Here is a 10,045-nt window from a genome sequence, read left to right on the forward strand (position 1 = left end):
CCCGTGGTTCCCCGTGCGTACGTGCGTGCGTCAGCTCAGCAGGAAGTCCCTGGCGATCGACTCCGCCGCCCGTTCCAGCAGCGGTCCGGCCTGGGCCATCGACACCGCCGGGTCCGGTTCCAGGTCGGCCAGGGCGTAGGCGCGCGCGATGCCCGCCCCGGTCAGTGCCTCCGGGGACAGGGCGAGGCGGCCGCAGACCGCGACGACCTCGACACCGGCCGCGCGGGCGGCGGCGGCGACCCCGGCGGGGGCCTTGCCGTGCAGGGTCTGCTCGTCGAGCGAACCCTCGCCGGTGACCACGAGCGTGGCCCGCGCGAGTGCGGGGGCGAAGCCGAGGACGTCGAGCATCACATCGATGCCGGGGCGGAAGCGGGCGCCGAGGGCGACGAGCGCCCCGTAGCCGATGCCTCCGGCCGCGCCCGCGCCGGGCAGGGCCGCCGTGTCGGGGCCCAGGATCGAGGCGTAGTGGGCCAGGGCCGCGTCGAGGACCGCGATGTCCTCCTCGCTCGCGCCCTTCTGCCGCCCGTACACCTCGGGGGCGCCCTTGGGCCCGGTCAGCGGGTTGTCCACGTCGCTGGCCAGGACCAGGTCGACGTCCTTCAGGCGCGGGTCGAGCCCGGACAGGTCGGCCTCGGCCAGCTCGGCCAGTCCCCCGCCGCCGGGGCCGACAGGCTTGCCGTCCGCGTCCAGGAAGCGGGCCCCCAGGGCGGCGAGCATGCCCGCGCCGCCGTCCGTGGTGGCGCTGCCGCCGACCCCGAACACGATCGTCGTCGCCCCCGCGTCGAGGGCGGCCGCCAGCAGTTCGCCGGAGCCGTACGTGGTGGCCGTGAGCGGGGCGAACACCCCGTCGGGCAGATGCTGGAGGCCCGAGGCCTCGGCCATCTCCACCACGGCGGTGGACCCGCGCAGCGCGTACGCCGCCGTCACCGGGTCCCCGAGGGGTCCGGTCACCCGCGCCTCCCGGCGCTCGAATCCGGCGGCCACCGCCGCCGCGACCGTACCGTCGCCGCCGTCCGCGACCGGCAGGGTCTCCACCCGCACATCGGGGACGACGCGCCGCAGCCCGGCCGTCACCCGCTCAGCGACCTGTACGGCCGTGAGCGAGCCCTTGAACTTGTCCGCCGCGACGAGCACGCGGGCGGTCTCCACATCTGCTCCGTCCGTCACCTTGCATCCCTTGCTTTCGAACAGGCAGTCGCGCCGCCCCGACCCTATCCGCACGGCCCCTGATCTGCCATGGGCGTCCACGACCGCCCCGTTCCGCCCCGGTGCCCCCGCGTCCCCTACTACGCTGGCGGCCGTGACCACTGCCGATGCCGACTACGCCGCGTACATCGCCGGACTCCCCCGGGTCCTCGCCGGTGCCGCATGCCTCTTCCGCGACGAGGAGGGCCGGGTCCTGCTCGTCGAGCCGAACTACCGCAAGGGCTGGGCGCTGCCCGGCGGAACGGTCGAGTCGGAGACGGGCGAGAGCCCCCGGCAGGGTGCCCGGCGCGAGACGTCGGAGGAGATCGGGCTCGACGTGACACCGGGCCGGCTGCTCGCCGTCGACTGGGTGCGCGGCGCCGGCCGCCCGCCGATCGTGGCGTACGTGTACGACGGCGGGGTGCTCGCCCCCGAGCGGTTCGCGGCGATCCGGCTCCAGGAGGAGGAGCTGCTCTCCTGGAAGCTCGTCGCCCCGGGAGAGCTCGGCGGCTATCTGCTGGGTCCGCTGGAGCAGCGGGTGCGGGCGGCGCTGGACGTGGTGGTGTCCGGCGGCGGCACGGTGGAGCTGGAGGACGGAGAGCCGGTCGCTTAGGCGGCGTCGGCCCCGCTGGGGGCCGAGGCTCGGGCGGGAGGGGCCACGGCCCTGCGGGGCCGTGGCCGGACCCGCACCGGCGAAATCCGCTCGTGGGACGCGTTCCCGCTCCGTACCCTCGCCGCATGACCCTTGTCGCGATCCTCAGTGGTGCCGGTATCTCCACGGACTCCGGCATCCCCGACTACCGGGGGCCCAGCGGGCTGTGGCGGAAGGATCCGGAGGCGGAGAAGCTCGTCCGTTACGACTTCTACATGGCCGATCCGGAGATCCGCCGCCGCTCCTGGCAGATGCGCCGCACCAGCTCCGCCTGGAACGCCGAGCCGAACGCGGCCCATCGGGCGGTGGTGGAGCTGGAGCGGTCCGGCACCCCGGTCCGGGTGATCACGCAGAACGTCGACGGACTGCACCAGCGGGCCGGACTGCCCGACCGCAAGGTGCTCGAACTCCACGGCACGGCACGCGAGGTGGTCTGTACGCGCTGCCATGCCCGGTCCTCGATGGCCGAGGCCCTGGAACGGGTCGAGGCGGGCGAGCCGGACCCGGCGTGCACAGTGTGCGGCGGGATTCTGAAGTCGGCGACGGTGATGTTCGGCGAGCGACTGGACCCGAAGGTGCTGGCCGACGCCATGACGATCGCCAAGGCGTGCGAGGTGTTCGTGGCGGTCGGTACGACGCTCCAGGTGCAGCCCGCGGCCTCGCTCGCCGGGATCGCGGCGGAGCACGGGGCCCGGCTGATCGTGGTGAACGCGGAGCCCACCCCGTACGACGAACTCGCCGTCGAGGTCGTCCGGGAGCCGATCGGTACGGCGCTGCCGAAGCTGCTGGCGGGGCTGGCCGGGCCGGCCGGCGGCTGACCAGACCCGGCTCAGCCGTCCAGGCCCGCCCGGACCCGCCGCGAGGGCTGGAAGACGTACAGGTCGAGGATGTCCGGGGCGTCCGCGAGCCCCGGGCCGCCCGCCGCCGCCCAGGTCACGATGTCCTGCTCGGCGTGTTCGTCGTTGACCAGGCCCAGCCAGACCGGGCGGCCTCCGGCGCGGCGGCCCTCGGCCGAGGGCTGGACGACGATCACGTTGCCCTGCTCGCAGGCGTCCAGGCACTCGACCGCCCGGACGGTGGCGGCGCCCTCAAGACCGGAGCGCAGCCGGGCCAGCTGGGCCGCGTGATCGACGCCGGGGATCTTCTCGGTGCCGCAGCAGCAGCCCCGGCAGACGCTGACGGTGGGCCGGGGCACGCCCTGGGCGGGCACGTCCTTGCCGGGGCGGGGGCGGGGGCGGCGGCTCATGAGGGGGCACTTCCCGTCGCGGTGGGGTGGGACAGAGCGGGATGGGGCGGGTCGGGCGACCATCGCCGGTCGCGATGATCACCGCGACTCTACCGAGACCACCCGGACTCGAACACCTGCACCCCGTTCCGCCCGCGTGAGGTAATGTTGAGGGCTGCGAAGGGGAGTAGCCCCGCAAACCGGTCGTCGACACACTGGAGCCTTCGGGTTCCCGGTGGCCGGGCTCGTGGATCCGCAGGGATTCCCACGGGTGGGCGAGACCTTCGGTCCTGTATGACACGTCCACGCTCCGTGGGCGCTGCCGTCATGCCGGGCCGAGTGGTCCTCCGAAAAGCCCGAGCGGCGCTTCGCGAAGATCCGGGGCCCGGCTCGCACAGAAAGCCACCCGGAATGCACTTCGACCCTCTGGCGGTCATCACCGCCTTCGGGCTGATCTTCCTCGCGGAGCTCCCCGACAAGACGATGTTCGCGTCGCTGGCCATGGGCACGCGGATGCGCCCGCTCTACGTCTGGTTCGGCACCTCGTCCGCGTTCGTCGTGCATGTCGCCATCGCCGTCGGGGCGGGCAGTCTGATCGGACTGCTGCCCGACTGGGTCGTCAAGCTCGTCTCGGCCTCGCTCTTCGCGTTCGGCGCGTTCATGCTGCTGCGCGGCAGTGGCGGGGACGACGAGGACGGGACGGACGTGAAGACGGTGACCGGGTTCTGGCCGGTCTGCTCGACGGCGTTCATGGCGGTCTTCATCAGCGAGTGGGGGGACCTGACGCAGATCACCACCGCCAACCTCGCCGCGAGCAACGGCACCTGGTCCACGGCGATCGGTTCGGCCGCCGCCCTGATGTCCGTCTCGGCCCTCGCGCTGCTCGCGGGCAAGTTCATCGCCGGCCGCGTACCGCTGAAGACCGTGCAGCGCATCGGCGGGATCTGCATGCTGGGCCTCGCGGTCTGGTCGGCCGTGGAGATCTTCACCGGCTGAGGGCGGTGCGGTCTCAGGGGCGTACCCGCCGCCTGGCAGGTATGCCCCTCTCTTCCCGTTCAGAACAGCGCCTGCACCCCGCTCTGTCCTCCGCCTCCGCTCTCGAAGGCGAGCAGCCGCTGCTTGCGGTCCAGGCCGCCCCCGTATCCGGTGAGGCTTCCGGAGGCGCCGATCACCCGGTGGCAGGGCACGATGATCCCGACCGGGTTCTTGCCGTTGGCCAGGCCGACGGCCCGCGAGGCGCCGGGCTTGCCGAGGTTCTCGGCCAGTTCGCCGTACGTACGGGTCTCGCCGTACGGGATCTTCAGCAGCTCCGCCCACACGCTCCGCTGGAACGGCGTGCCGTCCAGGCACAACGGGATCTCGAACGTGGTGAGTTCACCGGCGAAGTACGCCGCGAGCTGTCGGATCGCCTCGCCGAAGGGCTCCGGGTCCGGCACCCCGAAGGCCTCCTGGGGCGGGCGGTGGCGCTGATCGGTCATGTAGAGGGCGGACAGGACACCGTCGGTGGCGACGAGCGTCAGGGGGCCGTAGGGGCTGTCGACGACGGTGTGCCGCTTGGTCGCCGGGGGTGTGGTGGTCGCGGTCGTGGCCATGGGGCGCCTCCTTCAGGCGGGCAGGTGGTTGATGGCGTGGTCGTCCACCGTCCACAGGTACTGCACGGCGTACGCCCGCCAGGGGCGCCAGTCGGCGGCCCGTGCGGTGAGGGCGGCGGGGGTGGCCGGGAGGCCCAGCCGCTCGGCCGCCCGGCGGATGCCGAGGTCGGTGGGGAGGAAGGCGTCGGGGTCACCGAGGGCTCGCATGGCGATGGACTCGACCGTCCAGGGGCCGAAGCCGGGCAGCGCGGCGAGTTCGGCGCGGGCCTGTTCCCAGTCGGTGTCGGTGTCCAGCCGCAGCCGGTCCTCCGCGAGGGCCTCGACGAGCGTGGTGAGGGTGGTGCGGCGGGTGCGCGGCAGGGCCAGGGCCTCCGGGTCGAGGCCCGCCAGCGCCCCTGGGGTGGGGAAGAGGTGTGTCAGACCCCCCTCGGGGTCGTCCACCGGGATGCCGTGTGCGGTCACCAGCCGGGCCGTGTGGGTGCGGGCGGCGGCGGTGGAGACCTGCTGCCCGAGCACCGCGCGTACGGCGAACTCCGCCCCGTCCACCGTCCGGGGCACCCGGCGCCCCGGGCCCGCCTCGACCAGCGGGGCGAGCAGCGGGTCGGTGCGCAGCTGCGCGTCGACGGCGACCGGGTCCGCGTCCAGGTCGAGCAGCCAGCGGCAGCGGCTGATGGCCCGGGTGAGGTCGCGGGGGTCGGTGAGGGAGAGCCGGCAGGCGATGTGGTCGGGCTGCGGGGCGAGGGCGACGACGCCGTGCCCATACGGAAGGGTGAGCGTGCGGCGGTACGCGCCGTCCCGCCACTCCTCGACGCCGGGGACAGCGGTGGCGGCGAGGTGGCCGAAGAGATTGCTGGGGTTGAGCGGGGTCCGGTAGGGGAGGCGGAGGGAGATCACGCCCGGGACGGCGGTGGCCTGCGGGACCCGGGCGGCGCGGGTGCGCAGTTCGCCGGGGGCCAGGGCGAAGACCTCGCGGACCGTCTCGTTGAAGGTGCGGATCGAGGAGAATCCGGCGGCGAACGCCACCTGGGCCATCGGGAGCGTGGTCGTCTCGATGAGCAGGCGGGCGGTCTGGGCGCGCTGGGCCCGGGCCAGGGCCAGCGGGCCCGCGCCCAGCTCGGCCAGCAGCTGGCACTCGATCTGACGGGCGGAGTAGCCGAGCCGGGAGGCCAGGCCCGGTACGCCCTCCCGGTCGACGACCCCGTCCTGGATCAGCCGCATGGCCCGGGCCACCGAGTCGGCGCGGGCGTTCCACTCGGGGGAGCCGGGGCTGGTGTCGGGGCGGCACCGCTTGCAGGCCCGGAATCCGGCCTGCTGGCAGGCGGCGGCGCTGGGGTAGAAGGTCATGTTGCGGACCTTGGGCGGCACGACGGGGCAGCTGGGGCGGCAGTAGATCCGGGTGGTCAGGACCGCGGTGAAGAACCAGCCGTCAAAACGGGCGTCCTTGGACTGGACGGCCCGTACGCAGCGCTCGGTGTCGGTGTGCATGACTCCAGGATGGTCCACCGGTCAGGGGCCTGGCTGGCGGAAATCCGACATGGGCCTCGCCTCAGCCGCGCAGCCGTCTCAGCCGCGCATCGCGAGGACTTCCTCGAACTCCGCGTACGCGTGGGCGCCGAAGAGGACGAAGCGCACCTCCTCGACCGGTTCCACCGTCTCCGCCAGGACCGTGCGCACGGCGATGCGGGCCCCGTCGTCCATCGGCCAGCCGTAGATGCCGGTGGAGATCGCCGGGAACGCGATGGTCTTGGCCCCCAACTCGGCTGCCAGGCGCAGGGATTCGCGGTAACAGGAGGCGAGCAGCGCGGAGCGGTCCTGAGCGCTGGAGAAGACCGGGCCGACGGTGTGCACGACCCATCGGGCGTCGAGGCGTCCGGCGGAGGTGGCGACGGCCTGGCCGGTGGGAAGCCCCTTGCCGTAGCGCGAGGCGCGCAGTTCCCGGCAGGCGGCGAGGATCTCGGGGCCGCCGCGCCGGTGGATCGCGCCGTCGACCCCGCCGCCGCCGAGCAGTGAGGAGTTCGCCGCGTTGACGATGACGTCGACGGACTGATCGGTGATGTCGCCGCGGACCAGACGTACGGCGGGGGAAGCGGAGGTGCTCATGCGCACATCATGCCGCGCGCCGGGGGCCTTCGCCGCCCGGTCGGGTCAGGAAGCGGCCCGCAGCCGTCGCCATACGGCCTTGGCGGCGTGGTGGCCGGACATGCCGTGCACCCCGGGTCCGGGCGGGGTGGCCGAGGAGCAGAGGAACACCGCGGGGTGCGCGGTGGCGTAGGGGACGCGGGCGAGCTTGGGGCGGATCAAGGTCTGGAGGCCGGAGAAGGCCCCGCAGGCGATGTCACCGCCGATGTAATTGGCGTTGCGCGCGGCGAGTTGGGGCGGTCCGGCGACCGCACGGGCGAGCACCAGATCGCGGAACCCGGGGGCGAAGCGCTCCAGTTGACGTTCGATGACCTCGGTGGCGTCGCCCTCCCAGCCCGCCGGGACATGTCCGTACACCCAGAAGACATGGCGTCCTTCGGGGGCCCGGGAAGGGTCGGTCAGGGTGGGCTGGGCGGTGATGAGGAAGGGGGTGCTCGGGTCGCGGCCCTCGACGGCCGCCGTCAGTGCCGCGTCGATGGCGGTGGCGGTGGGGCCGATGTGGACGGTGCCCGCGCGGCGGGCCTCGGGCGCGGTCCAGGGGACGGGACCCGACAGCGCGTAGTCGATCTTGAAGGCGGAGGCGCCGTAGCGGTAGCCGTGGTAGGCGCTGCCCAGGCCCGCGATGCGGGCGAGCGCGGAGGGCGAGGTGTCGAAGATGTACGCGCGGGCGGGCGGCAGCTCGTCCAGGCGCTTGACCTCGCTGCCGGTGCGGATCGTGCCGCCCTGTTCGCGGAGGTAGGAGGCGAGGGCGTCGGAGATGGCCTGCGAGCCGCCGCGCGGCACCGGCCAGCCGTTCTCGTGGGCGGCGAGCGCGAAGACGAGCGCGATGGCCGAGGTGGCGAGTCCGCTGGTGGGAGCGATGGCGTGGGCGGCGAGACCGGCGAAGAGGCCGCGCGCCTTCTCGCCCCGGAAGCGCCGGGAGACCCAGGTGGCGGGCTGGAGGCCGAGCAGACCGAAGCGGGCCAGTCGGTACGGGTCGCGGGGCAGACCGTCCCAGGGGGTGCGCAGGAAGTCGGCGGCGAGGATCTCCCAGCGGCCGACGAAGGGCGCGACGAGACGGCGGTAGGCCCCGGCGTCGGCGGGGCCCAGCGTCATCGCGCTCTCGCCGACGGAGCGGGTGAGGGCTGCGGCGGTACCGTCCGGGAAGGGGTGGGCGAGATCGATCTCCGGGTTCAGCCACTCCAGGCCGTGCCGGTCCAACGGCATCGCGCGGAACGCGGGGGAACCGATGCCGAGCGGGTGGACTGCGGAACACGGGTCGTGCCGGAACCCCGGCAGCGTCAGCTCCTCCGTGCGGGCTCCCCCGCCGATGGTGCCGTGCGCCTCGTGGACCTCCACCGAGAAGCCCCGGCGGGCCAATTCGGCTGCGGCGGTCAGCCCGTTGGGCCCTGCGCCCACCACGACCGCATCGAGCATCGACGGCACCTTGGGACTCCTTCGTCGGCCGGCAGGCGGATCACCAGGATATTCCGCCCCGCTGACAACCCGGACCCGGGGCCCTTGGCCCGGGCCCGGCGGCACGGCCCGCCCAGGCCCGCTCGGACCGGTCCCCGTCGCCCCCGGTCCGCTGCCGTCAGCCGCCTGCCCGCAACGCCGTCAGAACCCGCAGGACGGTGGCCTCGTCGCGGGCCGCGGTGAACGGCAGGTCGTTGCCGCCCGCGATCCGGAACGGGACGCCCGACAGCGTCGTGTGAGCGCCGCCCGCCTCGGCGACCAGGAGCAGGCCCGCCGCGTGGTCCCAGGCGTACTCCCAGCTGAACGCGACGGCGTCGAGGGCGCCCCGCGCCACCGCAAGGTACTCCAGGCCCGCCGAACCGCAGGGGCGGGGCGCGATGTCGTCGGTGTTCAGACCGAGCAGGGCCCGCTTCTGGGCGTCGGTGGTGTAGTCGGGGTGGGAGGTCGCCACCGTCAGCGCGGCGCCCGGGGCCGGGGAGCCGCAACGTATCGGCGCGCCGTTGAGCGTCGCGCCCCGGCCGCGTACGGCGACGGCCATCTCGCCGAGCGCCGGTGCGTACGTCCAGGAGGCGTGGATCTCGCCGTGCTGGGCGAGGGCGACGAGGGTGCAGAACCCTGCCTCGCCGCGCACGAACTGGCGGGTGCCGTCGACCGGGTCGACGATCCAGACGGGGGCGTCGCCGCCGAGTGCGTCGTAGACGGACGGGTCGGCGTGCACGGACTCCTCGCCGACGACGACCGACCCCGGGAGCAGCTTGGTGAGGGAGGCCGTCAGGTGCTCCTCGGCCAGTCGGTCGGCCGTGGTGACGAGGTCGTGCGGACCGTTCTTCTCGATGATGTCGTGGGTGGCGAGCTGCCGGTGCCGGGGCATGATCTCGGCGGCGGCCGCGGCGCGCACGGCCGCCTCGACGTCGGCGAGCGGCCCGGTGTCCCCGGCGGTTCCGTACAGGAAGTCATCGATCATGGCTCCACCCAATCACGGACCGTCGGCACCCCGGCCGCCGGGCGCTCGAAGGGGCCGGTCAGCGGCCGACGGCGTACCCCTGCATGCCGCGCGGATTGGCCGCGGCGGACAGGATGCCGGTCTCCGGGTCCCGGGCGACCGCGCACAGGCGCCCCTCGGACCAGGGTTCCCCGACCGTGACGTCATGGCCCCGGCGGCGCAGTTCCGCGACCACCCCGGGTTCCGTGCGGCCCTCGACCGTGACGCTGCCGGGGTGCATGGGGCGCGGGTGGAAGGAGCCGGGGAAGGAGTCGTTGTGCCAGTTCGGTTCGTCGATCGCGCCCTGGAGATCGAGCCCGCCGCGCACCTGGGCCCGCCTGGCGACGGAGAGGAAGAAGTGGACCTGCCACTGGTCCTGCTGGTCGCCGCCGGGGGTGCCGAACGCCATGACCGGGACGCCGTCGCGCAGGGCGAGGGAGGGCGTGAGGGTGGTACGGGGACGGCGGCCGGGCGTCAGGGAGTTGGGCAGGCCCTCCTCCAGCCAGGCCATCTGGAGCCGGGTGCCCAGCGGGAAGCCCAGCTCGGGCACGACGGGGTTCGACTGGAGCCAGCCGCCGCTTGGCGTGGCGGAGACCATGTTCCCCCAGCGGTCGACGACGTCGAGGTGGCAGGTGTCGCCCCGGGTGGACCCGTCGGGCGCGACGAGCTGATCGCCGTCGCGGGCACCGGCGTGCCCGGCCCCGGTGACCGCGCCCGCACCGCCCCGCGCCATCGTGGGCTCGCCCGAGCCCGGGGCGGGGACCGATGCCCCCGCCTCGCCCCGCTCCCCCGCGGCGACCGCGCGGGCGTGGGCG

General features: G+C 74.2%; 11 protein-coding genes. 3 read left to right on the forward strand and 8 right to left on the reverse strand.

Annotated features, from left to right (window positions below):
- Positions 1 to 30 precede the first annotated feature (30 nt).
- Entirely contained in the window at positions 31 to 1,149 is a 1,119-nt protein-coding gene (locus CIB93_RS19225) for a glycerate kinase (RefSeq protein WP_096628338.1), read from the reverse strand.
- 151 nt (positions 1,150 to 1,300) lie between these two features.
- On the opposite strand from CIB93_RS19225, the gene CIB93_RS19230 reads away from it, so the two are divergent.
- Both CIB93_RS19230 and CIB93_RS19235 read left to right on the forward strand, forming a co-directional pair.
- Positions 1,301 to 1,798 (forward strand): NUDIX hydrolase, encoded by a 498-nt coding sequence (locus CIB93_RS19230; RefSeq protein ID WP_096628340.1) that lies wholly within the window; start codon positions 1,301 to 1,303, stop codon positions 1,796 to 1,798.
- A gap of 125 nt (positions 1,799 to 1,923) precedes the next feature.
- Positions 1,924 to 2,655: a Sir2 family NAD-dependent protein deacetylase gene (locus tag CIB93_RS19235; protein ID WP_096628341.1), complete on the forward strand. Its 732-nt coding sequence runs from the start codon at positions 1,924 to 1,926 to the stop codon at positions 2,653 to 2,655.
- Between the two features lie 11 nt (positions 2,656 to 2,666).
- Here CIB93_RS19235 and CIB93_RS19240 read toward each other — a convergent pair whose 3' ends face one another.
- Positions 2,667 to 3,083 carry a (2Fe-2S) ferredoxin domain-containing protein gene (locus CIB93_RS19240; protein ID WP_096628343.1) on the reverse strand — a complete coding sequence of 139 codons (417 nt, stop codon included), beginning with the start codon at positions 3,081 to 3,083 and terminating at the stop codon, positions 2,667 to 2,669.
- Between the two features lie 390 nt (positions 3,084 to 3,473).
- Between CIB93_RS19240 and CIB93_RS19245 the strand changes: the two genes are divergently transcribed.
- Positions 3,474 to 4,058, forward strand: coding sequence for a TMEM165/GDT1 family protein (locus CIB93_RS19245; RefSeq protein WP_096628345.1), 585 nt, complete (start codon positions 3,474 to 3,476; stop codon positions 4,056 to 4,058).
- A 59-nt stretch (positions 4,059 to 4,117) separates the two neighbouring features.
- On the opposite strand, the gene CIB93_RS19250 is transcribed toward CIB93_RS19245, so the two are convergent.
- The 6 genes from CIB93_RS19250 to CIB93_RS19275 form a co-directional block, all read right to left on the reverse strand.
- Positions 4,118 to 4,654 (reverse strand): methylated-DNA--[protein]-cysteine S-methyltransferase, encoded by a 537-nt coding sequence (locus CIB93_RS19250; protein WP_096628346.1) that lies wholly within the window; start codon positions 4,652 to 4,654, stop codon positions 4,118 to 4,120.
- Between the two features lie 12 nt (positions 4,655 to 4,666).
- Complete coding sequence (locus tag CIB93_RS19255) at positions 4,667 to 6,139, reverse strand: AlkA N-terminal domain-containing protein (protein WP_096628348.1); 1,473 nt, start codon at positions 6,137 to 6,139, stop codon at positions 4,667 to 4,669.
- Between the two features lie 78 nt (positions 6,140 to 6,217).
- Positions 6,218 to 6,754: an O-acetyl-ADP-ribose deacetylase gene (locus CIB93_RS19260; RefSeq protein ID WP_096628349.1), complete on the reverse strand. Its 537-nt coding sequence runs from the start codon at positions 6,752 to 6,754 to the stop codon at positions 6,218 to 6,220.
- A gap of 45 nt (positions 6,755 to 6,799) precedes the next feature.
- Positions 6,800 to 8,218: an NAD(P)/FAD-dependent oxidoreductase gene (locus tag CIB93_RS19265; protein ID WP_096628351.1), complete on the reverse strand. Its 1,419-nt coding sequence runs from the start codon at positions 8,216 to 8,218 to the stop codon at positions 6,800 to 6,802.
- Between the two features lie 148 nt (positions 8,219 to 8,366).
- A complete protein-coding gene (locus CIB93_RS19270) occupies positions 8,367 to 9,212 on the reverse strand; it encodes an inositol monophosphatase family protein (RefSeq protein ID WP_096628352.1) in 846 nt (281 codons plus the stop codon).
- Positions 9,213 to 9,270: 58 nt separating this feature from the next.
- Positions 9,271 to 10,045 (reverse strand): gamma-glutamyltransferase (locus CIB93_RS19275; protein WP_179500165.1); only part of this gene is annotated, 775 nt, incomplete at its 5' end.

The sequence above is a fragment of the Streptomyces sp. WZ.A104 genome, assembly GCF_002382885.1.
GTDB lineage: Bacteria > Actinomycetota > Actinomycetes > Streptomycetales > Streptomycetaceae > Streptomyces.

Excerpts from the sequence above, each read along its gene's own strand:
- CIB93_RS19235 (WP_096628341.1), top strand. The coding sequence starts at position 1,924 with ATGACCCTTGTCGCGATCCTCAGTGGTGCCGGTATCTCCACGGACTCC.
- CIB93_RS19240 (WP_096628343.1), bottom strand. The coding sequence starts at position 3,083 with ATGAGCCGCCGCCCCCGCCCCCGCCCCGGCAAGGACGTGCCCGCCCAG.
- CIB93_RS19245 (WP_096628345.1), top strand. The coding sequence starts at position 3,474 with ATGCACTTCGACCCTCTGGCGGTCATCACCGCCTTCGGGCTGATCTTC.
- CIB93_RS19250 (WP_096628346.1), bottom strand. The coding sequence starts at position 4,654 with ATGGCCACGACCGCGACCACCACACCCCCGGCGACCAAGCGGCACACC.
- CIB93_RS19255 (WP_096628348.1), bottom strand. The coding sequence starts at position 6,139 with ATGCACACCGACACCGAGCGCTGCGTACGGGCCGTCCAGTCCAAGGAC.
- CIB93_RS19260 (WP_096628349.1), bottom strand. The coding sequence starts at position 6,754 with ATGAGCACCTCCGCTTCCCCCGCCGTACGTCTGGTCCGCGGCGACATC.
- CIB93_RS19270 (WP_096628352.1), bottom strand. The coding sequence starts at position 9,212 with ATGATCGATGACTTCCTGTACGGAACCGCCGGGGACACCGGGCCGCTC.